Below are 23,720 nucleotides of genomic sequence, written 5' to 3' on the forward strand. Positions count from 1 at the left end.
GTCCGGATCGCGCTATGATCTGTGGGCCGCGCCGGTCAGGTCGGCGATGCGCTCCACGCCCATCCGCTCACACACGGCGGGCAGGCTTTCCACGATGGTCTTGCAGGCGTAGGGGTCCTTCAGATTGGCGGCGCCCACCTCCACGGCGGAGGCGCCTGCCAGCATCATCTCCGCGGCGTCCTCGGCAGAGGATACGCCGCCGCAGCCGATGATGGGGATGTCCACGGCCTCATACACATCCCACACCATCCGCAGCGCCACCGGAAACACGGCGGGGCCGGAGACGCCGCCGGTGCGGTTGGCGATAACGGGCTTCCGGGACTTCAGATCGATGCGCATTCCCAGCAGGGTGTTGATGAGGCACAGACCGTCGGCCCCCGCGTCGGCGCAGGCCCGGGCGATCTCGGCGATGTCGGTGACATTGGGGGTCAGCTTCATGAACACCGGCTTTTTCGTGACGGCCTTCACCGCCTTGGTGACCTCCGCCGCGGCCCTGGGGTCGCAGCCGAAATTTTTGCCGCCCGCGTGAACGTTGGGGCAGGAGATATTCACTTCCAAAATGGCCACCTGGTCGATCTCATTCAGCTTCCGGCAGTTCTCGGCGTATTCCCCCATGGAAAAGCCGCCCACATTGGCGATGACGGGCCCCTGGAAGAGCTTGGCGATGTTGGGGACCTCATTGGCGATCACCGCGTCGATGCCGGGGTTCTGTAAGCCCACGGCGTTCAGCATCCCGCCGGTCATCTCCGCGATGCGGGGCTGGGGATTGCCCAACCGGGCCTGGCCGGTGGTGCCCTTCCAGGAGAAGCTGCCCAGAATATTCAGGTCGTACAGCTCCGCGTACTCCCGGCCGTAGCCAAAGGTGCCGGAGGCAGGGATGATGGGATTTTTCAGTTCCACGCCCGCCAGGGAAACAGACAGGTTCACCATACGATCTCCTCCTTGTAAAGGACCGGGCCATCCTTACAGACCCGCTTATATCCGTCCTTTGTGGGCACTGTGCAGCCCATACAGGCGCCGAAGCCGCAGCCCATCCGGGCCTCGAAGCTGAACTGTCCGCCCTGCAGCTGGGGCAGGGCGTGAACGGCTTTCAGCATGGGCAGGGGACCGCAGGCCAGCACGTAATCACATGCGGGGACCGCTTTGATGCAGTCCGTGACAAAGCCCCTGCTGCCAAGGCTCCCGTCCTCGGTAGCTGTCAGCAGGCGGCAGCCGAGGGCCGCGAATTCATCCAGATAGAAGGCGTCCCGCGCGGTGCGGAAGCCCAGGGCCACGGTGGGCGTTTGCCCCAGCGCCAGCATCCGCCGGGCCAGGCCGTACAGCGGCGCGATGCCAATGCCGCCGCCCGCCAGAACAGCGTGTGCTCTGGCAGAGGACAGGTCAAATCCGTTGCCCAGGCCGCTCAAAACGTCCAGCTGTGTGCCGGGGGCGCAGCGCACCAGTTGATCGGTGCCGCCGCCCACCACCTTCACCAGCAGCGTCAGAGTGTCCGGGCCCCAGTCGCAGATGGAGATGGGCCGCCGCAGGAATTTTCCCGGCAGCTCGATGTTCACGAACTGCCCCGGCGCAGTGACGGCAGAGGTGTCGCCGGAGAGGGTCAGCTCATAGATGTCGCCCGTCAGCTGCCGGACGCGCTCTATGGTAAAGAGGGATTTCTTCATACTTCCTCCTGTTCCCGCAGGTCGGCGTGGACGATCCCGCCGCCGCAGATGGTCATGGCGACGGCGGCGGAGACGCCCCAGCCGTCAAAGGGGGTGGCCCGGCCCAGGGAGCGGAAGGTGCCGCTGTCGATGACATGGGGCCGTTCCAGGTCCAGTACCGCCAGGTCGGCGGGCTGGTCTGGAGCGATCTCGCCGCCGGGAAGGCCAAACAGCCTCCGGGGATTCAAGCACAGGGCCTTCAAAATGGTCTCCAGAGGCACGGCGCCGGTCTGGACCAGATTCGTATAGAGGATGGGGAAGGCTGTCTCCAGGCCCACGATGCCGTTGAGGCTGCCCCGCAGTCCCCTGGATTTCTCTTCCGCACTGTGGGGGGCGTGATCTGTGGCGATGCAGTCCACGGTGCCGTCCAGCAGGCCCTCGACCAGGGCCGCCCGGTCCGCGGCGGAGCGGATGGGGGGATTCATTTTGAAGCGTCCCTCGTCCTGTAGATCCTCGTCGCAGAGCACCAGGTAGTGGGGGCCGGTCTCACAGCTGACCGGCAGGCCCTCCGCCTTGGCGGCGCGGATGAGGGCCACGGACTCTTTGGTGGAGATGTGGCACACGTGGTAGCGGCACCCGGTCTCCCGGACCAGTTGGAGATCCCGCTCCACCTGCCGCCACTCGCTGGCGGGATCGTTGCCGGGAAGGCCGTGACTGCGGGCGAAGCTGCCGTCATGGACGGCCCAGCCCCTGGCCAGCAGGGACTCCTCCTCACAGTGGGCCACAATGGGCCTGTCCAGCGTTTTGGCAAGAGTCATGGCCTCGCGCATCCGCTCTGCAGACTGCACGCCCCGGCCGTCGTCGGAGAATCCGGCCACATAGGGCGCCACGGCGGCAAGGTCCGCCAGGGCCTCGCCCCTCTCCCCGCAGGTGATGGCGCCGTAAGGATAGACATGGACCTTGGCGTTTTTGCGGATCAGGTCCAGCTGGATCTGCAGGTGTTCCAGGGAGTCCGGCACCGGAGACAGGTTGGGCATGGCGCACACCGCCGTATAGCCGCCTGCCGCGGCGGCGGCGGTGCCGGAGAAGATCGTCTCCTTATAAGAAAAACCAGGCTCTCGAAGATGAACATGCACATCAACGAAACCTGGAACGATCAACTGGTTATGCAATTCAATGACGGAAAAACCTTCCTGGGGAAGAGAAGGGGCAACAGAAACAATACGGCCCTCGGAAATAGCGACGTCCATATTGTGAAAACTGCCGTTCAAGAAAACGGCTCCGCCGGTCAACAGCAGATTCATGTGATCTCTCCTTCCTCTGCGATTCATTCAACATCATATATTATCGAAAAAACGGGTGGTTGTCAATGCCGCCGGATGCACAAAAAGCGGGCCGTTTTTTTGGCCCGCTTCTGCATCATCAACAATTTATGGCTGGGGACACCGGGGGCGGCAGGACAGACATTTGGCGTAGGCCTGGGAGACCTGAGGCCAGTCCACCAGAAGCCACCAGCTCTCAAAGTAATCGGCCCGGCGGTTTTGGTATTGGAGGTAGTAGGCGTGCTCCCATACGTCACAGCACAGCAGGGGACGCAGGGGCAGGGGCGTGTCCTGATTGGCGGTCTTGTGGACGGCCAGCCTTCCGTCGCAGTCGCTGACCAGCCAGGCCCAGCCGGAGCCGAACTGCCCCAGGGCGGCGGTCTTCATGGCGGATTTCAGGGCGGAGAGGCCGCCGAAGTCCCGGGCGATGGCGCCTTCCAGCTCGTGAGAGGGCGTGGTGGCCGGTGTGGGGGCCAGCGTCTGGAAATACAGGTCATGGTTGTAAACGCCGCCCGCGTTGTTGCGGATGCCCTGGCGGACCTCCTCCGGCATCTCCGGCCACCGCTGGCAGAGCTGCTCCAGAGACAGGCTCTGGTACTCCGGGCGGCTTTCCAGCAGTTTGTTCAGATTGTCCACATAGGCGGCGAAGTGCTTGTCGTGGTGGAAGTGCATGGTGCGCTCGTCCAGCTCCGGCAGCAGGGCGTCATAGCCAAAGGGCAGAGGCGGCAGGGTAAAGGGATAATGGGCTTCCATGGTGCGTCATCCTTTCCAGTCGGGTTCATAGAGTGCCGTCTCTAGTATATGCGGGCCGCCTGGAATTATCAGAAGATGCGGGGGTGAAAAGGCCATAACTGGACCGGATTCCGCAAAGAAGGGCATGCGCCCAAGAACAAGCACCCAAGAGGAGGCAATTTCCCGCTTCTTAATACGGAGAAGATTGAAAATGCCAAGCGGCGTTATTGACAATCGAGAAAAAACACCTTATACTTGTGGAAGCTGGTAAATAGATTTTGCCGGCCACAGAAACAACTGAATAGGAATGATGTCTTCAGGGCAGGGTGAAATTCCCGATCGGCGGTAAAGTCCGCGAGCATGAACATGCTGATTTGGTGAAAGTCCAAAACCGACAGTATAGTCTGGATTTGAAGAAGGTGTGTTGAAAATGTTAGGGGAACCCTAACTTTATGCACTCTTTTTCTGTCGATTTGCAGGCTGCCCTGGTGACATTTTCAATACACCTAAAATTCAAACACCTAAAGGCATTTCATTGCGTTTAGGTGTTCATTTTTTTAGGAGGTATTGCAAATGAATCGTAAGACAAAAGAAATCACAACCGTAGGTATGTTATGCGCCGGTGCTTATGCGGCAGTAGTTGTTGGCCGCATTCCGCTGATCCTCTTCCTGAAATACGACCCCAAAGATATTGTTATCGCAATGGGCGGCTTGATTTTTGGCCCCCTCACCTCGTTTGCAGTCGCGCTTATCGTGTCCTTGGCAGAAGTGTTTACGATCAGTGAAAACGGCGTTCTGGGATTTATCATGAATGTTATTTCAAGCTGCTCCTTTGCGTGCACAGCCGCGCTTATCTACAAAAAGAAACCCAGGCCGTCCGGGGCGATGATCGGACTTTTTTGCGGCTGGGGATGCATGGTCTGCGTCATGCTGCTTTGGAATTATCTGATCACGCCGATTTATATGAGCTGTCCAAGGGAAGCCGTTGTCAAGCTGCTGCTCCCCGCGTTCCTTCCTTTCAATTTCATCAAGGGCGGACTGAATACAGCGATCACGATGCTGCTCTACAAACCTGTTATTACAGCACTCAGACATTCTTACCTCATAGAACCGACCCAAGCGGCGGGAAAAGGCCGTATAAATATCGGCGTTATATTAGCTGCTTTACTCATAATCACGACTTGTATCCTGCTGATTTTATCTCTGAAAGGCATATTGTGAATATGAATAAAATCTGATGAGATCAGAAAACCGCTGCCCGTTTACGGGAAAAAACGCTATGCGGGCAGTGGACAGTGGAGAATGAGGGAAAAGGGCTATAAAGCGTATTGGTATTCACATAAGAGACTGGATAAATCAAGTCGAAGCATACCAGTTTTTTGAAAAAATAAGCGAGTGTATCATTTGACAATTGAAATGATACACTCGCTTTTGCAGCCGCGTTTACCAGCCGTAAAGACAATGTGTTTCCAGCACGTTCTTATCGGCAGTTATCCAGCGATGCACGCCAATCTTGTTGGGATTCTTACCCGATCAGATAGCTGTACTTGGTCAGCACGGTGAGGATGAACACCTCCACATCCGCGGGGAGGTCGTTGGGCTGGTCCAGGTCCACGTTCAGGACCTTGCCGTTCAGCCGCACCAGGACCTTGTGTCCACCCAGAGGCAGGAACCCGGCGTTTTGCTCGCTCTCGGAGAAGCCGTTGCCGTCCAGGAACAGGGTGAACTTATCCCGGTAGGGGGCGGAGTCATAGGGGCAGAAGATGGCGCAGTTGCCGCACTCGTTGCACATGCGGTCCACGTGCAGGATCTGGTGCCGCCCGTCGGGCAGCTCGATGACCACGTTGGCCCGGTTGGGGCACACGTCGGCGCAGACCTGGCACACCACATTGCAGGTGAGGCAGCGGTCGCCCTCGCACTTGGCGGACTCGCACAGGATGCCCTTCTTGGCAATGGCCGCCTCCCGGGCGGCCTTGGCGTGGCCGGGAATGGCGAACTTGTGGGCCTCGCCGATGACGGCGTTGGCAAAGCCCTGGGCGTCGGCAATGCCCTCCACCACGGTGGCGGGACCCCGCATGGCGTCGCCGCCCACATAGACATTCTCCAGGTTGGTCTTGAAATCGGGGATGCCCCGGGCGCCCACTTCGATGCCGTTGGCGGTGAACAGCTCGGACTCCACCTTCTCGCCCACGGCGGAGATGACGGTGTCGCAGGGGATCTCCACGAACTCACCGGTGGGAACGGGCTTGCGGCGGCCCTTCTCGTCAGGCTCGCCCAGCGCCATCTTTTCGCACCGCAGCACGCCGTCCTTCTGCTCCGCGGGAGCCACCAGCTCCAGGAACGCCACGCCGTCGGCGATGGCCAGCTCCAGCTCCTCCGCGTCGGCGGGCATGTATTTCTTGGTGCGGCGGTAGACCAGGGTGCTGGACTTCGCTCCGGCCCGCAGGGCGGCCCTGGCGGCGTCCATGGCGGTGTTGCCGCCGCCCACCACAGCCACATGGCCCAGGGAAACAGCCTTTCCGGCCTTCAGATCCTTCAGCCAGCTGATGACGGGCACCACGTTTCCGGGGATATCCAGCTTCCCGGCTTTCCAGGCGCCCACGGCAAAGAAAATGTGGGTGTAGCCCTGGGCTTTCAGCTCGGGCACAGAGGGCGCCAAGGTGTTCAGCTTTACATCCACACCCATCTTCTCCATCAGGGCCACGTCCTTGTCGATGGCCTCGTCGCTGATGCGGAAAGCGGGGATGACCTGCCGGACGATGCCGCCCAGCTTGCCGGACCGTTCAAAGATGGTGACGGGGATGCCGGCCCTGCCCAGGAAGTAGGCCGCCGCCATGCCGGTGGGGCCGCCGCCGATGACGGCCGCCCTCCGCCCGTCGGTGACGGGGACGGGAGCCCTGAGCTTTGCCATGTAGGCATCATAGCCCTTTTCGGCGGCCACCAGCTTGGTGGCACGGATCTGCACGGACTGGTCGTAGAAATTCCGGGTGCACTTGGTCTGGCACCGGTGGGCGCAGATGGTGCCGGTGATGAAGGGCAGGGGGTTTTTCTCCGTGATAAGGCGCAGGGCGGAGGCGTACTGGCCCTTGCGGCACAGCTCGATATACTCGGGGATGTCCTGCTGGATGGGGCAGCCTCCCTTGCAGGGGGCGGTGAAGCAGTCCATCAGGGGCACCTTTTCATAGAGCTTCCGGCGGGGCAGAGGCTTCACGGACTTGACGTGGTATTTGTCGGACCGGGCGGAGAGGGCCAGGGCCTCGACGGCGTCCACATCCACGCCGGTGAAGGGCTTGAAGTCCATCGCGTCCAGCTTGTCGCCGATCTGGACGAACCGCTGATAGCCGCCGGGCTTCAGCTCCGTGGTGGCCATGGTGATGGGCCAGATGCCGCAGGCGAACAGCTTGTCGATGTTGAAGGCGTCGGCGCCGCCGGCATAGGAGATGCGCAGCCGGCCGCCAAACTCCCTGGAGATGCGGGCCGCCATGGCGGTGGTCAGGGGGAAGAGGGACTTGCCCGCCATGTACATCTCCTCGCTGGGCAGCTCCCCGGCCTTCACGTCCACAGGGAAGGTGTTGGAGAGCTTCAGGCCGAATTCCAGGCCGTTGGCATCCGCCAGAGCCTGCAGGCGGCGGAACATGGGCACCGCGTCCTCGTACTGGAGATCCTCCTTGAAGTGGTGGTCGTCGAAGGCGATGTAGTCATAGCCCATGCTGTCCAGAATGGAGCGGGCGGTCTCATAGCCCAGAATGGTGGGGTTGCACTTGACGAAGGTGTGCAGGTGCTTCTTCTCAAGGAGGTAGCTGGCGATGCGCTCGATCTCGTCCGGCGGGCAGCCGTGGAGGGTGGACACCGTAACGCTGCCGGAGACATGAGGCGTGATGGTGTCGATGTAGGCGCTCTCTTGGGGGAAGAACTCCTTCAGCACCCGGATGCACTCCCGGAAGATGGGCGTGGCGGAGGCGTCCGCCATGCCGTTCAGGAAGGCGTCGATCTTCTCGCCCTGGATGCCCGCCAGGTCATAGCCCACGGACATGTTGAACACGAACCCGTTGGGGTCGCCCAGGCCGTAGACCCTGGACATGATCTTCAGGGCACACCAGGCCTTGACGTATTCCTCGAAGGCCTGCTGGACGTACAGCTCCGTGGACCACTCGCAGTTGTAGCACTCGTCGTTTGCCAGGATGCAGGGGCGGCTGATACAGGCGGCCAGCTCCGCGCCGTCCATCTTTTGGACGGTTTTCAGCTCAAAGAACCGGGCACCGCCGAAGTATCCGGCCACGATGTTCTGGGCCAGCTGGGTGTTGGGGCCGGCAGCGGGGCCGAAGGGGGTTTCGATGGTCTCGCCGAAGATGGGCAGCTTTTTCGTGCCCGCCTTGTAGGGCTTGTGGACGCCGAACACGGAGCCGTCCCGCTGGTACTCGGTGGTGATCCAGGTCATCAATTCCCGGAAGGGAATGGGGGTCATCAGTTCAGACATGTTGTTTCCTCCTCAAAATAACTCCTTGCCTGTGCAGGCATTTACGCTGATAGAAAATAAGAGACTTTCTGTTTACGCCAATCATTTCATAGAGAATGCCTTTTGTTCTCTTCATCGCGCGTCCAGCGCTGAAAGCGGCTTGCCGCGATCACGCGGCATCTTCCAATAGAATCCAATCAATATTCACAGTGGTTCAGTTTGCCCCACAGCTTCTTGGAGGCTTCCAGGATGTGGGCGTTGACGGCCTCCTCATCGATGCTGACCAGTTCCCGGTCCTTCATCAGGATCTTGCCGTTGATCATGGTGGTCTGGCACTGGCGGCCGGTCATGCCGAAGAGCATATGGCCGTCGATATTGGTGTCGCTGAACGGGGTGAAGGGCTTGTAGTCCATGACGATCACGTCCGCCGCCGCGCCGGGCTTCAGCACGCCCAGGGTGGGGAATCCGGCCCGCTCCGCCATTTTGGCGTTGTTTTTGAACAGCATGTCGGTGACCTCGCACCAGCCCACGCCGGGCAGGCAGGCGTTGTGCCGCTGGGAGCACAGGGCCACCTTGATGGATTCCAGCATGTCGTTGGTGTAGGCGTCGGTGCCCATGCCGATGAGGATGCCCCTCTTGTAGAGCTGGAGGACAGGGGAGATGCCCACGGCGTTGCCCATGTTGCTCTCCGGGTTGTTGACGCACATGGTGTCGGTGGCCTTGATGATGTCCATCTCGGCGGTGTTCACATGGATGCAGTGGCCCAGAATGGTCCTGGGGCCCAGGATGCCGTGGTCCTGGAGCCGCTGGACAGGACGGCGGCCGTAGTTCTGGAGGCTGTCGTACACGTCGTTCATGCCCTCGGACACGTGGATGTGGTAGCCCACCCGGCCGCTGTTGGCGGCCGCCATGCGGTCAAAGGTCCTGTCGGAGATGGTGAACAGGGCGTGGCCGCCGAACATGGGTTTCAGCATGTCGCTGGGGTTCTTCACGCACCAGTCGATAAAGTCCTTGTTCTCCTGGACGGACTGGATGGACTTCTCCTCGCCGTCCCGGTCGCTGACCTCATAGCACAGGCTGGCCCGCATCCCGAATTCCCGGGTGACCTCGGCGATCTTCATCAGGGAGCCGGGGATCTCGCAGAAGGAGGCGTGATGGTCGAAGATGGTGGTGACGCCCTGCTTGATGCTGTCGATGACCAGAGCCTGGGCGCTGGCGCGGGTGGCCTCCAGGTCCAGATTGCGGTCGATGTACCACCACTGGCCGTCCAGCACCTCGTAGAAGTTGGTGGGGGCGTAGCCGTTGATGGAGAGGCCCCGGGCCAGAGCGGAGTAGATGTGGGTGTGGGCGTTGATGAGGCCGGGCATGATGACGCCGCCCCTGGCGTCCACGAATTCCGCCTGGGGGTACTTGGCCTTCAGACCGGCGGTGGTGCCGACCTCCACGATCTTGCCGCCGTCGGTGACGACGCCGCCGTCCGGCAGGTAGCCCGTGCCGCCGGGATCGCGGGTGATGACTTTGCCATTTGCCAACAGGATCATATGAGAACCTCCTTGTATATTTCTAAAAATTCATTCAAGAGTCGAATAAAAAGAAAAGGCGCTCCAAACCGCACTTGGTTTGAAACACCTATCGACGGCAAAGGAAGATAGGTGTCAGCCCGTGCGCACAGCACTACGTTGCAGCTATCCATCTTTGCTTGTACTTGTATTGTAACGGATGGCGTGCTAAAATGCAAGCAGGCACCCTGAAAAAATTTCAGGGTGATTTTGTGCAAAGCGCCAAATGCTGGGGAACCTTTTTTGGCGCGGACCGTCTAAAGGAGCAGGAGGTGACGGGGATGAAGAAAATTTTGACGTGTGTTCTGTGCGCCCTGCTGCTGGCGGGGTGCGGTGCGAAGGAAGCGGGAGAGCTGCCGGAGGCGGAGAACGTCCCTCCCGCCGAAGAGACAGCCTTGGAGAAGAGCGATCTCCAGCCGGCGGCGGATACCGGCAGCTATGTGCTTTCCACGGAGTGGCCGGAGTACGATCCCTCCGTGGAAACGATCTGGTTCACCCTGGAGAACAACAGCGGAGCGGACATTGAGACCGGTGTGGACTACGGCCTGGAGGCGATGGGGGAGAACGGGAGCTGGTATCAAATTCCTCTGGTGGAAAGCGCCGCCTGGACCGCCCAGGCCCTCTGTGTGCCGGACGGAGAGACCATCGCCCTGCCCTGTGCGCTGGGGACGTTCGACTATGACTTCTCCGGCGGCGGCATCTATCGCGTGACGAAGGAAGTGGAGGGACAGACCTGCGCGGCGAAGTTCCAGTTGAAGGCCGGCGCTGCTGTCTCAGCGAAGACGCCCTACGGGAAAGCGCCCCTGGAGGAGGCTCCGGAGGACGGTTCCGGCGCGGATGTGACCTTCACGGAGAACGGCCCGGACAGCCTGGAACCGGTGGGCGTGTTTCTGGAAAAGGTCCGGCTGGGCATTCCCTGCCAGCTGCGGACGGCGCAGGTATACAGCGAGAGCTGGCCCATGGTCATCGATGTGATCTATGAAAACGGCCATTTTCTCTGGCGGATGTTGACCGGCGGCGAGATCGCGGAGCAGCGGTTCTCCTACATCGTGACAGACGGCACGGATTTCTATCTCTCCAACGGCGCGGATTGGCCAACGGCGGAGCAGTTCATGAACAAGGAGCTGACCTGGCTGATCCCGCCGGGCTATGGCGGCGGCTTCGTGGAGACGGTGGAGGACATGACGGCAAAACGGCTGGCGGGCAACTCCGCCCGGTACCGGGTTTGGTCCGACGACGGCTGCTATGACGCCATGCTGACGGAGACGCCCACGGAGTTCGGCGTGGGCTGGCAGAAGCCCAGCCAGGGCGGCTGGGGCCAGTTGTTCGACATCCAGAACTGGGACGGGTTGGAGACCGCCATCCACAGCCTGGACTGGCAGGCGGACGGCAAACTGCTGCTGGTCTGCGGGACGGCGGACGGCGGCGCGTCCCGCCTGCTGTTCGATCCGGAGACCAAAACACTGCAAGCGGAGCTTTGCGGCCTGCCCAGAGCGGATGGCTGATCGACATCCTGTGGAGGACCCGCGAGGCGCTGAAGGGCGTGCCCTACGTACAGGCGGTGCTGGGCGGGATCTTCGGCGGCTATGGGAGCTAGTAGTGCATCACCGGAGCCATCCTGCTGCTCTGCAAGCCGATTCTGCTGGCGCTGAAGGATTACCAGCGGCAGAAGGATGACAGGGAAGCCCCGGTGTTCCGGGCGGCGAAGATCGGCCTGGAGGGAGAGACAGAATTCTGGAGATGAGAAAGAGGACGCGAAAGCGTCCTCTTTTTTAGCGGTCTGCACGGAGTGGAAAACTTTTTTTGAGAAAACCACTTGAAATTTTCTAAGATATCGTATAATATAGTTTTGAAAATCATATTATACGATATGAGCCTTTTCTGACGCTTAAAAAAGCGTGTGGCGGCATCAGCAATGTGCCGCAAAGGAGGAAGGACAATGGAGATGGCGCTGTCGGCGAAGCAATATGCCCGGATCAGACGCAAGGTTCGGACCAGAAAATTGAATGAGCCTCCCCGGCTGACAGTGGGGGAGGAGGTTTTCAACGCGGTTTCCCACGGGGTCGGTACGGCGCTGGCGATTACGGGGCTGGTGCTGTTGCTGCTGCGGTCGGACACGCCGCTGGAGATCATGGCGTCCTGTTTTTACGGCATCAGCATGGTGGTGATGATGTCCATGAGCAGCGTGTACCACGCCATGCCGGCAGGTTCCAGGGTAAAACGGCTGTGGCGACGGTTTGACTACACGTCCATTTACCTGCTGATCGGCGGGACCTTTGCCCCTATCCTGCTGGTCCACTATGGAACCAGCCTGTGCATCGCCCTGTTCTGCCTGCAGTGGGGCGTTATCCTGTTTGGCGTGTCGCTGCTACTGGCCTTTGGGCCGGGGCGCTGGAGGCCGCTGCACTTTACGCTGTATTTTCTGATCGGCTGGAGCGGCCTGATGTTCCTGCCGGACCTGTACCAAAACGGCAGGACGCTGCTGTGGTTCATTCTGGCGGGCGGCGTGGTGTATACCCTGGGGATGATCCCCTTTGCCAAAAAGGGAAAGTACAACCACTGCGTCTGGCATGTGTTCGTGCTGGCGGCGGCTGTGCTCCACTGGATGGGCATCTATACGCAGATCTATTGAGAGATATGAACGGCAGCCGGGAGCGCAGGCTCCCGGCTGCTGAACTGCCTGCGGAAAGAGAGGGGCGGCATTTTCGGCAGGCGCGCGGGAAATGCCGCCCCCTTTCTGATATGGATCTCCGGAATAGACGCTGCCGCTTTTGCCAAAGCCCATATTGCGGGCGGTCTGGCAGTGTGATACAATGAAGTGGATCGACCGGAAGTTATATAGGAGGGCCAATATGCTGGATAGGATCCCTGACGAAGAAGAAATGACAGTTTTGCTTGGGAAAGCCCTGTATGATGTATGGAATCAGCTATGCGCTTTCATTGAGGAAGCATATGATATGGATTGTCTGTGGGATAAGGGTGGTAAAGCATGGAAATATGAATATAAATATCGCCGGGGCGGGAAAACGCTGTGCGCATTGTATGCAAGAGAAAACTGCGTGGGCTTTATGGTGATCCTGGGGAAAGACGAGCGGTTAAAATTTGAGGCAGATAGAGAAAATTACGCAAAAGAAGTTCAAGAAATATATGACAAAGCTCAAACTTACCACGATGGGAAATGGATCATGTTTGAGCCGGTGGATACTTCTTTGTTTCATGATTTCATTAGACTGTTGAGAATCAAAAGAAAGCCAAACAGAAAGTAAAGTTATTATCGGATCATACAACTCCCGGTTTGTATGGGTGCCGGATTTTCTTCTGTCTGAACATATTAAGATTAGGGTGGCGCTAAGGATGAGTGCTTTTTTTGAAAATAAAATAAAAGACTATCGATGCAATTTTGAGTTTTTAGAAGGATTAGTAAGCAGCCAAGCTGAAGCAAGTGATTATTACGCATGGGTCAGAGATACATATAAGCAGTACTATGCAGCGGCAGATGAAGAACAAAAGAGTACATTTATCATAAGATATTATAGGGCCAAAAAACTGATGTATTCCTCTGCGCAGATGTTTGTAGAAGCACGGTATGCAAAAAACGATGCATGCGTAGTTGCGTACTACTATCTCATGTATTATGCGCTGTTTCAGGCCATGCAGGCGAATTTGATCGTGTGTACCGCATATGATGACAAAAAAGTATTGATGCTGTCACATGAACATGTAAAAAACTACTTTGACGAGCAATTTTGCAAACCGAGGAAATGCCCTTTGGATGGGGGCATTATGATTCAGCTGGAAAACCTTCGGAAGTACAGGGAATACTATTCCTATGCAATGCCGTTTAACCTTTCCAAGAACGCATTGATTGAAGAAAGTGTCGTAGAGAGATATATCAAAACATGCTATCAGCTCTTGAATTTCAGGCTGTTTATATTCGCCCAAGAAGTGTGTAGGAGCATCCCCCTGTTTGATTCATGCATGGATAACGTGAAAGCGTACATGCATGAGTCTTGCGGCAGAATGGATGATACGGATGCCTTTCAAGATGATGCTGATGAAAATTTTTGGAATGAACTCGTGAGATATGGCGGTGCGGATATTATGCCAATTTCGCTGACTTTTGAGCATGATTTCGATGAATACGGAACATATGACCAGGATGTATATAAAAAGATGAACATGCCGCGAACCCGCCGCATTGCAGCGGAAGCGCTGTCATTGGTATATTCGGCACTATAAATATATAAAAGTTTCGATTTATTGTGGGGCTTTGCCCCGCGGCGGGGGAGGCAGCAAAAGGGTCCGGGCATTTGCCCGGACCCTTTTGCTGGAAGGGAAGTGTGTTTCCCCGCAATCATTTTGTACCGAAGATACGGTCGCCCGCATCGCCCAGACCGGGAACGATGTAGCCGTTCTCGTTCAGGTGGTCGTCCACGGCGCCGCAGTAGATATCCACGTCAGGATGGGTCTTCTGGATGTGCTCAATGCCCTCGGGGGCGGCCAGCAGGACCATCAGCTTGATGTTGACGCAGCCCCGCTTCTTCATCTCGGAGATGGCGGCCTCGGCGCTGCCGCCGGTGGCCAGCATGGGGTCCACGATCATGATATCCCGCTCCGCGATATCCTTGGGCATCTTGCAGAAATAGACATGGGGCTCCAGCGTCTCCTCATCGCGGAACATGCCGATGTGGCCCACACGGGCGCCGGGCACCATCCGCAGCACGCCGTCCACCAGGCCCAGGCCCGCCCGGAGGATGGGCACTACGGCGAATTTCTTGCCCTTCAGGGTGGGGACCGTGGCCTTGCAGATGGGAGTCTCCACCTCCTTGGTGGTCAGGGGCAGGTCCCGGGTGGCCTCATAGGTGATCAGCATGCCGATCTCGGAGACGATCTCCCGGAAGTCCTTGACGCTGGTGTGCTTGTCACGCAGGATGGTCAGCTTGTGGGCGACCAGGGGGTGGTCCATGATATGCACTTTTCCGTTCATAATGGTTCTCCTTTATCTCAAAAAATAAAATCGGATTTATTTTTGCCGCAGGCGGTCCGCCTGTGCGGGACGAAGATAGACAGGCTCCAACGCCTGGGGGGAGGTCAGCTTTCCATCAGCGGCCAGGGCCTCCGCCTCCAGCGCCACGCTCATGGCGTTCTGCATGACCAGATGGGGCGGGGCGAGCCGGCAGGGGATGCCGGCCTCTGTGAGGGCGTTGAAGCACAGCCGGGCGCCGTCGCCCACCACGATCTTGGGGCGGGGATCGTCCTTCAGCTCCGCCGCCAGGTCCGCCAGGGCGATGGCCCGGTCGGGCGTCAGGCGGGCGGGACGGCCATCCTGGGCCTCAAAGAGCGCGTTGTAAATCTGACTGCGCCGGGCGTCCATGGCGCAGATGATGAGACCGCCGCAAAAGGCCGCGTTCCGGGCCATGGCAGCCAGGGTGGACACCCCCACCACGGGCTTGTCCGCGGCAAAGGCCAGTCCCTTGGCGGCGGAGACGCCGATGCGGATGCCGGTGAAGGAGCCGGGGCCGGCGGCCACGGCCACCGCGCCGATATCCGCCATGGTCAGGCCGGTGTTTTGCAGGATGTGCTCCACGATGGGCATCAGCGTGCGGCTGTGGGTCAGGCCCGTGTCCTGATAACCGGAGCACAGGATCTTTCCACCCTCCGAAACGGCGGCGGAGACCGCCTTGGCGGAGGTCTCCAAAGCTAAGATCTTCATGGGAGTTCCACTCCTTCGATGGTGATGGTGCGCCAGCCGTCCGCCTCGGGACAGCGCTCCAGCCGCACCCAGACGGTGTCGGGGGGCAGGGCCTCCGTCACCTGCTCGCTCCACTCCACGGCGCAGACGCCGTCCCGGTCCAGATAGTCCTCCCAGCCGATGTCAAACAGCGCGTCGGCGTTTTCCAGACGGTACATGTCAAAGTGGAACAGGGGCAGGCGGCCGCCCTCATATTCGTTGACGATGGTGAAGGTGGGGCTGGTGACCCGGCCAGAATAGCCCAGGCCTTTGGCGAGCCCGCGGGTGAAGGCGGTCTTTCCCATGCCCAGTCCGCCCCGATAGGCCACAACGGCGCCGGGGATGAGGCGTTTGGCGAGCCGCGCGCCCAGGGCTTCCGTCTCCGATTCGCTGTGGGAGATATATGAAACATATGGTGTCATGGTGGACAAAAGGATACCGCCTTTCCAGCTTGTCAAAAATAGCCGCAAACAGTATACCATAGTTTGAATAAACTGTAAAAAGAAATTTGCGCCGTTTACACGTTTTTTTTATTGTGGTACAATAACCGCAAAGCGGTTATTGTACAGGATTCCGGCGATATACCACAACGCCCCTTCGAGGCTGTGGTATAATACCACAAAATTGCAAACGATTTTCTACAGGGGATCGATGGAGTTATCAGATATGCTGAACCGACTGAAAGCCATTCTCGCGGACTTCTTCCAGCAGGCCGACCTGGTGCTGCTGGGGCTTTGCTGCGTCTCCACGCTGTATGGCATGGTGCTGATCGCCAGCGCCACCCACTATAAGGGCACGGCGGGGATGATCCGCTATGTGGGCGTGCAGGGCGTGGCCATGGCGCTGGGCATCTGCGCCTATATCTTCATGTCCATGGTGGATGTGGAGATCCTCATCAAAAAGTGGAAGTGGCTGGTGGTGTTCAACGTCGTCTTTATCGGCCTGCTGCTGACGCCCTTTGGCGTCGGCGGAGAGACCACCGGCAACCAGGCCTGGCTGAAATTCCCCGGCATCCCCTTTCAGATCGGCCCGGCGGAGGTGGTGAAGATCACCTTCACGCTGCTGCTGGCTAAGCAGCTGGAATGGCTGCGGGAGGAGAAGCGGGATCTGAAGTCCTTCCCGGCCGCGTTCATGGTGGCGGGGCACACCATCGCCCTGATGGGCTGGTATGTGGTCATCTCCGGGGACATGGGCAACGCCCTGACCTTTTTCTTCATCTTCCTGTGCATGGCCTTTGCGGCGGGGTTCGCCCTGCGGTGGTTCGCCCTGCTGTTCGCAGGTATGGGGGCCGGCGTGGCCGCGGTGATCCTCTTGGATCAGGCGCAGAAGATCCCGGAGAGCATGTCCTATATGCTGGAGCGTTTCAAGGTCCTGTTTGACCACAGCTACGATTCCCTGGGCGTCGGCTGGCATCAGACCCGGAGCCTGCTGGCCCTGGGCTCCGGCGGCGTGTTCGGACAGGGGTATATGAACGGCACCCAGACCCAGAGCAGCTACTCCAGCTCGCTGCCCTACCGGTGGACGGACTTTATTTTCTCCGCCTGTGGTGAGGAGCTGGGGATGGTGGGGTGTGTGGTCATTATCCTGCTGCTGGCGGCTGTCATCGTCCGTGTGCTGCTGGTGGCGAAAAACAGCCAGACCCAGTTCCACCGCTATGTATGTGTGGGCGTGGCCGCCATGCTGATCTACCAGACCATCGTCAATATCGGCATGTGCCTCTTTGTGATGCCGACCATCGGCATCACGCTGCCCTTTTTCAGCTATGGCGGTTCGTCGCTTCTGACGCTGTACGCTGCCATGGGCGTGGTGTCCGGCATCAAAAAACGCTCGCCCACCATGGGGCGACCAGGCCGCCCCATGCGCTGAACGGCAAAAAGCAGCCGATGATTCGGCTGCTTTTTTGCATATTTTTGACGGCTGGGAAAACACTACTCCCGTACCAAATCATACGGGAGGTTCGATTGCCTTGAAAATGAGTTCCATGAAACGAGCCGCCGCCATGGCGCTGGCGGCAGCGCTGATGCTGGCGGGGAGCGCCTCGGCCCTGTTCGGTAAAAAGCAGGCGGAGACAGTGCCGGAGGAGGGGGCCCCCGTGGCCCGTGAGATCGAGATCCGCACCTACCGCGGCATCCCCTACCAGACCCAGTTCCTGGCTGCGGACAGCGAAGGGGACGACATGACCTTTGCCGTGGTGGACCAGCCCAGGAAGGGAACCGTCACCATCGACGGCGCCAACTTCACCTATACCCCGGAAGAGGGCGTCACCGGCGGCGACAGCTTCACCTACGCCGCCACCGACAGCGCGGGCCATGTGTCCCAGCCCGCCACGGTCACGGTGACCATTGAAAAGACCAAGTCCGGCGTGACCTACGCCGACACCCAGGACAGCGCCGCCGCCACCGCGGCCCAGCACTTGGCGGAGGCCGGGATTTTCACCGGCGCGAAGATCGGGGACCAGTACTATTTTGAGCCGGACAAGAGCGTGTCCCGCAGCGAATTCCTGGCTATGGTGATGGAGACCGCCGGACGGGACGTCACCGGCGTCACCATGACCGGCTTCTGCGACGATGAGAGCATCCCCACCTGGGCCAAGGCCTATGCCGCCGCGGGCGTGGCGGACGGCATCGTCCAGGGCAGGACCACCGCCGAGGGCGTGGCTTTCCAGGGGGAGAGGCCCATCTCCTTCAATGAGGCCGCCACGGTCCTGGACCGGGTGCTGGATTTGGGCGATGTGGAGCTGGACGTCTGGTACGCAGACCGGGAGGAGGTGCCCTCCTGGGCGGCCCAGGCCGTGGGAAACATGGAGGCGGTCAGCGTGCTGTCCGCGGGCAGCTTCGGCAGTGAGACCATGGAACGGGCGGTGACCCGCGCCGACGCGGCGCAGATGCTGTCCGCGGCCAAGACGCTGCTGGACGGCGAGGAGCCGGGCGGCTTGTTTGGCTGGCTGAAATAATTCGTGGATTTTGCCAGTCCTCCGAAAGGGTGCTTTCACTTTTTCGGAGGACTGGTCTTTGTTTTCGCAGTTGTATTCGGTCCCGATTTGTGCTAGACTGTTACGAAGTATAATAGAATTCGTATGTACATTGGCCATGGATGTTATGGCGGAAGGGATCGGTTGCGATGAAGATCGTTGTATTGGCTGGCGGATTATCCACGGAGCGGGACGTCTCGCTGATGTCCGGCGCGGGCATCTGCAAGGCCCTGCGGGAGAATGGGCATCAGGCCATTTTGGTGGACCTGTTTTTGGGATTGGAGGAAGTGCCGGAGGACTTGGCGGAACTGTTCGACGCGCCGGATGGGCTTTGCACCGACGCGCAGATCCAGGTCCAGGCGCCGGATATAGAGGCTGTGCGCAGGAGCAGGAAGGACCGGAGTGCCCGGCTGTTCGGCCCCCATGTGCTGGAGCTGTGCCAGCTGGCGGACGTCGTGTTCCTAGGCCTTCACGGGCAGGACGGCGAGGACGGCCGGGTGCAGGCCACTCTGGACCTGTTCGGCGTCCCCTACACCGGAAGCGGCTATCTGGCCTCCGGCCTTGCCATGGACAAGGCCATGAGCAAGCGGCTCATGGACGCCGCCGGCATCCCGACGCCCAAGTGGCGGCTGCTCCGTTACGACGCGGCGGACGTGGACCGTCTGGCGCAGGAGCTGCCCATGCCCTGTGTCATCAAGACCACCGCAGGCGGCTCTTCTCTGGGGGTGTTCCTGCCGGAGGACCGTGTGGATTTGCGGAAGGTCCTGGTGGATGTGCTGGATTTCAAGGGGGAGGTCCTGCTGGAGGAGCGCATCTTCGGCCGGGAGATGACCGTGGCGGTCCTGGGGGACCGGGCGCTGCCCGCGGTGGAGATTTTGCCCGCTGAAAAGGGCTTTGACTACGTGGCAAAGTATCAGAACGGCGGCGCCCGGGAGCTCTGCCCGGCGCCCATCACCGAGGCGGAGCAGCAGGAGATGGGCGAACTGGCGCTGAAATTACATCACACCCTGGGCCTGGAGGTCTACTCCCGGACGGACTTCATTCTGGATGAGGTGGGCCGGCCCTGGTGCCTGGAGGTCAACTCCCTGCCGGGCATGACGCCAAACAGCCTGGTGCCCAAGGAGGCCCGGGCGGTGGGCATGACCTACAATCAGCTGTGCGAGGAGATCGTGCAGCGGTCCTATCGTTTGAAGAGAAGAGGTTGAGCTTATGCAGCCGATGACTATACAGGAGATCGCCGCGGCTGTCAGCGGCATCTGGTGGAACCCGAAAGAGGGGCTTCCCGCAGTATCCGCCGTCTCCACGGACAGCCGGAAGCTGGTCCCGGGCTGTCTGTTCATCCCCTGGGTGGGGGAGCGCTTCAACGGACATGACTTCATCGACGCGGCGCTGGACGGCGGCGCGGTGGGATGCCTGTGCGCCAAGCTGCCCACGAATATCCGGGACGACAAGTTCTACATCAAGGTGGACGACACCCGGCTGGCCCTGCGGGCGCTGGCGTCCGCGTACCGGGACAAATTCCGCATCCCCTTTGTCCAGATCACCGGCAGCGTGGGAAAGACCACCACCAAGGAGATGGTCGCCGCTGTGCTGGGAGCGAAGTACCGCTGCCTGAAAACGCCGGAGAATTTCAACAACGACATCGGCACGCCCCTGACGCTGCTGGGCCTGAGTCCGGAGCATCAGGCGGCGGTCATCGAGACGGGCATGAACCACTTCGGGGAGATCGAATATCTGGGACAGATGGTGCGGCCGGACGTGGCTGTCATCTCCAATATCGGCGACGCCCATATCGAATACCTGGGCAGCCGCCAGGGGATCCTGCGGGCAAAGTCCGAGATCTTCGACCATCTGAACAAGGACGGCCTGGTGGTCCTGAACGGGGACGACGCCCTGCTGGACACGGTGAACGTGCCCTTCCGCACGGTGCGCTGCGGCCAGTCCGAGCACTGCCAGGCCCGCATCACGGAGATTGCGGACCACGGTGTGGAGGGCATCACCTGCACCGTGACGACGGAGCGGGACCGCTATGCCCTGACCATTCCGGCCCCCGGCGCCTATATGGCCTATTCCGCATCCATCGCCGTGGCGGTGGGCGAGGAGCTGGGCCTGAGCCGGGAGGAGATCATCCGGGGCGTGGCGGCCTATGAGCCGGCCGGCTCCCGGATGCGGATCGTCCGCCTGCCGGAGGGACGCATCATTCTGGACGACTGCTACAACGCCAACCCCCAGTCCGTCACCGCGGCACTGGAGGTGCTGGCCAAGACGGAGTGCGACCGGCGGGTGGCGGTGCTGGGCGACATGGGCGAGCTGGGCAGCCTGACGGAGCAGGCCCACTACAATATGGGTGCGCTGGCGTCCATGCTGGGCATCGACTTTGTGGTGGCCATCGGCACAAAGGCCATCAAGATCGCGGACGGCACCGCACAGAGCGGCGGCGGCGTCCTGCACTTTGCGACCAAGGAGGAGGCCATCGGCTCTCTGAAGGAGCAGCTGGGACCCGGTACCGCCATGCTGGTGAAGGCGTCCCACGCCATGCACTTTGGCCAGCTGGTGGACCAATTGCGAAAGACATATGATTGAGATACAGGTAAACGGCCTGGTCAAATCCTTTGAGGTGGGGAAGAACGTCCTGGACGGCCTCACCTTCCAGATCGACCAGGGCGAGCGGGTGGGCCTGTTGGGCCGGAACGGCGCCGGCAAGACCACGCTGTTTAAAATCCTGACCGGGGAGATCGACTACGACGAGGGTCAGGTGACGGTGGGCCAGGGCCGCCGGGTGGGCCTGATCTCCCAGATCCCGGTCTATCCCGCGGGTTATACGGTGGAGGACGTGCTGCGCTCCGCTTTCGCGCGGCTCCACAGGCTGGCGGAGGAGATGGAGGACCTGACGGCCCGCATGGCGGGCGGCGAGAGCGACCCGGCCATCCTGCGGCGGTACGGCGCGCTGAACGAAAGATTTGAGGCCTTCGGCGGCTACGACACCGACGTGGCGGTGAACAAGATCGCCAGCGGCCTGTCCATTTCCCGGGAGATGCGGGGCCAGCTGTTCGACAGCCTGTCCGGCGGGGAAAAGACCCGGGTGAATCTGGGCCGCCTGATCCTGGAGGACACGGATATCCTGCTGCTGGACGAACCCACCAACCATCTGGACCTCCACGCCACGGAGTGGCTGGAGGAGTACGTCCGGGGCTTTCGCGGGACGGTGGTGGCCATTTCCCATGACCGCTACTTTCTGGACCGCATCGTGACCCGCGTCATTGAGATCCAGGACGGCAAGGCGGAGTTTTACAGCGGCAATTACAGCTTCTACGCCGTGGAGAAAGAGCGCCGCTTCCAGGAGCGGATGAAGCAGTACGAGAAGGAGCAGGCCAAGATCGAGCAGCTGGAAAAGGCGGCGGAGCAGCTGCGGATGTGGGCCTTCCAGGGCATGGACAAGACCTACCGCCGGGCCATCTCCATGGAGCGGCGCATCGAGCGGATGCGGACCACCTCCAAGCCCACCAAGGCCCGGAAAATGGACGCCCGCTTCAACGCCGCCGAGTTCCACGGGGACGAGGTGCTGGGCCTGCGGAACCTGTCCAAGTCCTATGGGGACAAGCACCTCTTCCAGGGCATCAGCCTGAAGGTGGAGGGGGGCGAGCGCATCGCCCTGATCGGTGACAACGGCACGGGCAAATCCACCCTGATCAAGATGATCATGGGGGAGCTGTACCCCGACGACGGGCGCATCAAGACCGGGCCTCAGGTGCGGGCGGCCTATCTGCCCCAGATCATCCACTTTGACCATCCGGACTGGAACCTGGTGGAGAATATGATGGCGGCAAAAAAGGGCCTCTCGGCCCAGTCCGCCCGAAACCGCCTGGCGGCCTATGATTTCCGGGGCGAGGACGTGATGAAGCCTGTCTCCGTCCTCTCCGGCGGCGAGCAGAGCCGCCTGCGGCTGTGCATGCTGATGGACGACGAGACCAACTTTTTGATCCTGGACGAGCCCACCAACCACCTGGATATTGCCTCCCGGGAGTGGATCGAGGAGGCGGTGGAGGCCTATGACGGGACGCTGCTGTTCGTCAGCCACGACCGCTATTTCATCAACCGCTTTGCCACCCGCATCTGGGAACTGGCAAACGGCACCATCACGGACTATCCCATGGGCTTCGCCCAGTACCGGCAGGTGAAGGCCCAGGAGGAAGCGGAAAAGGCGGAAGCTCCAAAACCTGTAAAGGAAAAATCCATCACAGAACGGCCGGCCCGCGGCAACAAGGCCCAGCAGGCCGCCCGGCGGCAGCTGACCATCTGCGAGCGGGACATTGCCAAGGCGGAAGAGCGGCTGGCAGCGTTGGACACCGATATGGAGGCCGCCGCCTGCGATTATGAGAAGCTGAACGAGCTGATGAAGGAAAAAGAGACAGTCCAGGCAGAGCTGGACGCCCTGTACGGGCGCTGGGAGCAGCTCAGCGAGGAAGCGGGAGAGTAAAGGAAATCGCCATTACAGAAAGGAACGCATATGACATACCGGGGAAAGAGACGGGAGAGATGGGGCGAGCAGATCCAATGGGGCATATCCGCCCTGCTGGCATTGGCGGGATTTGTTTTCCTGGCAGTCCGCCCCTGGGGAATGCGCTTTTCCGGATTTTTGCTGGTGGGTCTGGCAGCGATCCTGTGCTTGGAAGTGTTTTTAGACCGCTGGGCAAAACAGGCGAAAGCGGGCTGGTGGTGCCGGCTGGCCTGGCGGACCGTTCTGTCGCTGGTGGTGGTATCGCTGGCTGTGACCGAGGGCATTGTGATGCAGGAGGGAAAGGCGGACCTGTCGGATATCCCGGCCGATGCGGTGGTGGTCCTGGGGGCCGGGGTCAATGGAACGGAACCGTCCCTGTCTCTGCGGACCCGGCTGGACGCGGCCCTGACGTATCTGGAGGACAATCCGGATATCCCGGTGGTGCTCACCGGCGGCACGGGCTACGGCGAGGAGATCAGCGAGGCCCAGTGCATGTATGACTACCTGACAGCCCACGGCGTGGACAGCGGCCGCCTGATTTTAGAGGACCAGGCGGGAAATACAGCGGAGAATTTCGCATTTTCCAAAGAATTGCTGGCCCAACGGGGCGTAGACCCGGCAAGAGACCGAATAGCGGTGGTCACCAATGACTTCCACATCGCCCGGTCGCGCCTCATTGCGGCCCGGCAGGGCTACGGATACGCCTTTGGTATTCCGGCGAAGCTGCCCTGGCGGCATTTGGAGATCAACTATTACCTGCGAGAGGCATTTGCTATGGTAAAGACCTTTCTCTTTGACTGACACGGAGGCA

At 60.3% G+C, this 23,720-nt stretch carries 20 protein-coding genes and 1 riboswitch; of the genes, 11 read left to right on the forward strand and 9 right to left on the reverse strand.

Annotated features, from left to right (window positions below; all coding sequences use genetic code 11):
* Positions 1-12 precede the first annotated feature (12 nt).
* From Q0Z71_RS03440 to Q0Z71_RS03455, 4 genes are all read right to left on the reverse strand, one after another.
* The gene (locus Q0Z71_RS03440; protein ID WP_298018283.1) at positions 13-930 is read right to left on the reverse strand and encodes a dihydroorotate dehydrogenase; all 918 of its coding nucleotides are present in this window, start codon (positions 928-930) and stop codon (positions 13-15) included.
* Complete coding sequence (locus Q0Z71_RS03445) at positions 924-1,661, reverse strand: dihydroorotate dehydrogenase electron transfer subunit (RefSeq protein WP_298018287.1); 738 nt, start codon at positions 1,659-1,661, stop codon at positions 924-926. Before Q0Z71_RS03445 ends, Q0Z71_RS03440 begins: the two co-directional genes overlap by 7 nt.
* Positions 1,658-2,944 carry a dihydroorotase gene (locus Q0Z71_RS03450; protein WP_298018292.1) on the reverse strand — a complete coding sequence of 429 codons (1,287 nt, stop codon included), beginning with the start codon at positions 2,942-2,944 and terminating at the stop codon, positions 1,658-1,660. Before Q0Z71_RS03450 ends, Q0Z71_RS03445 begins: the two co-directional genes overlap by 4 nt.
* A gap of 126 nt (positions 2,945-3,070) precedes the next feature.
* The gene (locus tag Q0Z71_RS03455) at positions 3,071-3,715 is read right to left on the reverse strand and encodes a superoxide dismutase (RefSeq protein WP_298018294.1); all 645 of its coding nucleotides are present in this window, start codon (positions 3,713-3,715) and stop codon (positions 3,071-3,073) included.
* Between the two features lie 287 nt (positions 3,716-4,002).
* A riboswitch (FMN riboswitch) is annotated at positions 4,003-4,119 on the forward strand.
* A 148-nt stretch (positions 4,120-4,267) separates the two neighbouring features.
* Here Q0Z71_RS03455 and Q0Z71_RS03460 point away from each other — a divergent pair.
* The gene (locus tag Q0Z71_RS03460; RefSeq protein ID WP_298018297.1) at positions 4,268-4,915 is read left to right on the forward strand and encodes an ECF transporter S component; all 648 of its coding nucleotides are present in this window, start codon (positions 4,268-4,270) and stop codon (positions 4,913-4,915) included.
* 304 nt (positions 4,916-5,219) lie between these two features.
* Here the strand turns inward: Q0Z71_RS03460 and ygfK are convergent, their stop codons facing one another.
* Both ygfK and ssnA read right to left on the reverse strand, forming a co-directional pair.
* Positions 5,220-8,171 (reverse strand): putative selenate reductase subunit YgfK, encoded by a 2,952-nt coding sequence (gene ygfK, locus Q0Z71_RS03465; RefSeq protein WP_298018300.1) that lies wholly within the window; start codon positions 8,169-8,171, stop codon positions 5,220-5,222.
* Between the two features lie 176 nt (positions 8,172-8,347).
* A complete protein-coding gene (gene ssnA / locus Q0Z71_RS03470) occupies positions 8,348-9,691 on the reverse strand; it encodes a putative aminohydrolase SsnA (RefSeq protein ID WP_298018303.1) in 1,344 nt (447 codons plus the stop codon).
* Between the two features lie 299 nt (positions 9,692-9,990).
* Here ssnA and Q0Z71_RS03475 point away from each other — a divergent pair, with 299 nt between their 5' ends.
* From Q0Z71_RS03475 to Q0Z71_RS03490, 4 genes are all read left to right on the forward strand, one after another.
* Positions 9,991-11,214, forward strand: a complete 1,224-nt coding sequence (locus tag Q0Z71_RS03475) for an immunoglobulin-like domain-containing protein (RefSeq protein WP_298018306.1) — start codon at positions 9,991-9,993, stop codon at positions 11,212-11,214.
* 434 nt (positions 11,215-11,648) lie between these two features.
* Positions 11,649-12,341, forward strand: a complete 693-nt coding sequence (locus Q0Z71_RS03480) for a hemolysin III family protein (protein WP_298018309.1) — start codon at positions 11,649-11,651, stop codon at positions 12,339-12,341.
* A 220-nt stretch (positions 12,342-12,561) separates the two neighbouring features.
* On the forward strand, positions 12,562-12,975 hold the full coding sequence (locus tag Q0Z71_RS03485; RefSeq protein ID WP_298018312.1) for a DUF3788 domain-containing protein: 414 nt from the start codon (positions 12,562-12,564) through the stop codon (positions 12,973-12,975).
* A gap of 88 nt (positions 12,976-13,063) precedes the next feature.
* The gene (locus Q0Z71_RS03490; RefSeq protein ID WP_298018316.1) at positions 13,064-13,948 is read left to right on the forward strand and encodes a hypothetical protein; all 885 of its coding nucleotides are present in this window, start codon (positions 13,064-13,066) and stop codon (positions 13,946-13,948) included.
* A 115-nt stretch (positions 13,949-14,063) separates the two neighbouring features.
* Here Q0Z71_RS03490 and upp read toward each other — a convergent pair whose 3' ends face one another.
* The 3 genes from upp to tsaE are packed head-to-tail and all read right to left on the reverse strand — an operon-like array spanning position 14,064 to position 15,862.
* On the reverse strand, positions 14,064-14,696 hold the full coding sequence (gene upp / locus Q0Z71_RS03495; protein ID WP_298018319.1) for a uracil phosphoribosyltransferase: 633 nt from the start codon (positions 14,694-14,696) through the stop codon (positions 14,064-14,066).
* A 36-nt stretch (positions 14,697-14,732) separates the two neighbouring features.
* Entirely contained in the window at positions 14,733-15,422 is a 690-nt protein-coding gene (tsaB, locus tag Q0Z71_RS03500; RefSeq protein WP_298018322.1) for a tRNA (adenosine(37)-N6)-threonylcarbamoyltransferase complex dimerization subunit type 1 TsaB, read from the reverse strand.
* Positions 15,419-15,862 (reverse strand): tRNA (adenosine(37)-N6)-threonylcarbamoyltransferase complex ATPase subunit type 1 TsaE, encoded by a 444-nt coding sequence (gene tsaE, locus Q0Z71_RS03505; protein ID WP_298018562.1) that lies wholly within the window; start codon positions 15,860-15,862, stop codon positions 15,419-15,421. The genes tsaB and tsaE overlap by 4 nt, the downstream gene beginning before the upstream one ends.
* A 244-nt stretch (positions 15,863-16,106) precedes the next feature.
* On the opposite strand from tsaE, the gene Q0Z71_RS03510 reads away from it, so the two are divergent.
* The 6 genes from Q0Z71_RS03510 (at position 16,107) to Q0Z71_RS03535 (ending at position 23,710) form a co-directional block, all read left to right on the forward strand.
* Positions 16,107-17,306 carry an FtsW/RodA/SpoVE family cell cycle protein gene (locus tag Q0Z71_RS03510; RefSeq protein ID WP_298018325.1) on the forward strand — a complete coding sequence of 400 codons (1,200 nt, stop codon included), beginning with the start codon at positions 16,107-16,109 and terminating at the stop codon, positions 17,304-17,306.
* Positions 17,307-17,412: 106 nt separating this feature from the next.
* Positions 17,413-18,393, forward strand: a complete 981-nt coding sequence (locus tag Q0Z71_RS03515; protein ID WP_298018566.1) for an Ig-like domain-containing protein — start codon at positions 17,413-17,415, stop codon at positions 18,391-18,393.
* 167 nt (positions 18,394-18,560) lie between these two features.
* The gene (locus tag Q0Z71_RS03520; RefSeq protein WP_298018329.1) at positions 18,561-19,616 is read left to right on the forward strand and encodes a D-alanine--D-alanine ligase; all 1,056 of its coding nucleotides are present in this window, start codon (positions 18,561-18,563) and stop codon (positions 19,614-19,616) included.
* Positions 19,617-19,620: 4 nt separating this feature from the next.
* Positions 19,621-20,994 carry a UDP-N-acetylmuramoyl-tripeptide--D-alanyl-D-alanine ligase gene (murF, locus tag Q0Z71_RS03525; protein ID WP_298018335.1) on the forward strand — a complete coding sequence of 458 codons (1,374 nt, stop codon included), beginning with the start codon at positions 19,621-19,623 and terminating at the stop codon, positions 20,992-20,994.
* A complete protein-coding gene (locus tag Q0Z71_RS03530) occupies positions 20,987-22,888 on the forward strand; it encodes an ABC-F family ATP-binding cassette domain-containing protein (RefSeq protein ID WP_298018338.1) in 1,902 nt (633 codons plus the stop codon). Before murF ends, Q0Z71_RS03530 begins: the two co-directional genes overlap by 8 nt.
* A gap of 30 nt (positions 22,889-22,918) precedes the next feature.
* On the forward strand, positions 22,919-23,710 hold the full coding sequence (locus Q0Z71_RS03535) for a YdcF family protein (protein WP_298018341.1): 792 nt from the start codon (positions 22,919-22,921) through the stop codon (positions 23,708-23,710).
* The last annotated feature ends 10 nt before the right edge of the window (positions 23,711-23,720 follow it).

The organism is uncultured Dysosmobacter sp. (assembly GCF_947631635.1).
GTDB lineage: Bacteria > Bacillota > Clostridia > Oscillospirales > Oscillospiraceae > Oscillibacter.

Excerpts from the sequence above, each read along its gene's own strand:
- Q0Z71_RS03440 (WP_298018283.1), bottom strand. The coding sequence starts at position 930 with ATGGTGAACCTGTCTGTTTCCCTGGCGGGCGTGGAACTGAAAAATCCC.
- Q0Z71_RS03510 (WP_298018325.1), top strand. The coding sequence starts at position 16,107 with ATGCTGAACCGACTGAAAGCCATTCTCGCGGACTTCTTCCAGCAGGCC.
- Q0Z71_RS03520 (WP_298018329.1), top strand. The coding sequence starts at position 18,561 with ATGAAGATCGTTGTATTGGCTGGCGGATTATCCACGGAGCGGGACGTC.
- Q0Z71_RS03485 (WP_298018312.1), top strand. The coding sequence starts at position 12,562 with ATGCTGGATAGGATCCCTGACGAAGAAGAAATGACAGTTTTGCTTGGG.
- Q0Z71_RS03450 (WP_298018292.1), bottom strand. The coding sequence starts at position 2,944 with ATGAATCTGCTGTTGACCGGCGGAGCCGTTTTCTTGAACGGCAGTTTT.
- Q0Z71_RS03515 (WP_298018566.1), top strand. The coding sequence starts at position 17,413 with ATGAGTTCCATGAAACGAGCCGCCGCCATGGCGCTGGCGGCAGCGCTG.
- tsaE (WP_298018562.1), bottom strand. The coding sequence starts at position 15,862 with ATGACACCATATGTTTCATATATCTCCCACAGCGAATCGGAGACGGAA.
- Q0Z71_RS03530 (WP_298018338.1), top strand. The coding sequence starts at position 20,987 with ATGATTGAGATACAGGTAAACGGCCTGGTCAAATCCTTTGAGGTGGGG.
- murF (WP_298018335.1), top strand. The coding sequence starts at position 19,621 with ATGCAGCCGATGACTATACAGGAGATCGCCGCGGCTGTCAGCGGCATC.
- Q0Z71_RS03475 (WP_298018306.1), top strand. The coding sequence starts at position 9,991 with ATGAAGAAAATTTTGACGTGTGTTCTGTGCGCCCTGCTGCTGGCGGGG.
- tsaB (WP_298018322.1), bottom strand. The coding sequence starts at position 15,422 with ATGAAGATCTTAGCTTTGGAGACCTCCGCCAAGGCGGTCTCCGCCGCC.
- upp (WP_298018319.1), bottom strand. The coding sequence starts at position 14,696 with ATGAACGGAAAAGTGCATATCATGGACCACCCCCTGGTCGCCCACAAG.
- Q0Z71_RS03460 (WP_298018297.1), top strand. The coding sequence starts at position 4,268 with ATGAATCGTAAGACAAAAGAAATCACAACCGTAGGTATGTTATGCGCC.
- Q0Z71_RS03535 (WP_298018341.1), top strand. The coding sequence starts at position 22,919 with ATGACATACCGGGGAAAGAGACGGGAGAGATGGGGCGAGCAGATCCAA.
- Q0Z71_RS03455 (WP_298018294.1), bottom strand. The coding sequence starts at position 3,715 with ATGGAAGCCCATTATCCCTTTACCCTGCCGCCTCTGCCCTTTGGCTAT.
- Q0Z71_RS03490 (WP_298018316.1), top strand. The coding sequence starts at position 13,064 with ATGAGTGCTTTTTTTGAAAATAAAATAAAAGACTATCGATGCAATTTT.
- Q0Z71_RS03480 (WP_298018309.1), top strand. The coding sequence starts at position 11,649 with ATGGAGATGGCGCTGTCGGCGAAGCAATATGCCCGGATCAGACGCAAG.
- ygfK (WP_298018300.1), bottom strand. The coding sequence starts at position 8,171 with ATGTCTGAACTGATGACCCCCATTCCCTTCCGGGAATTGATGACCTGG.
- ssnA (WP_298018303.1), bottom strand. The coding sequence starts at position 9,691 with ATGATCCTGTTGGCAAATGGCAAAGTCATCACCCGCGATCCCGGCGGC.
- Q0Z71_RS03445 (WP_298018287.1), bottom strand. The coding sequence starts at position 1,661 with ATGAAGAAATCCCTCTTTACCATAGAGCGCGTCCGGCAGCTGACGGGC.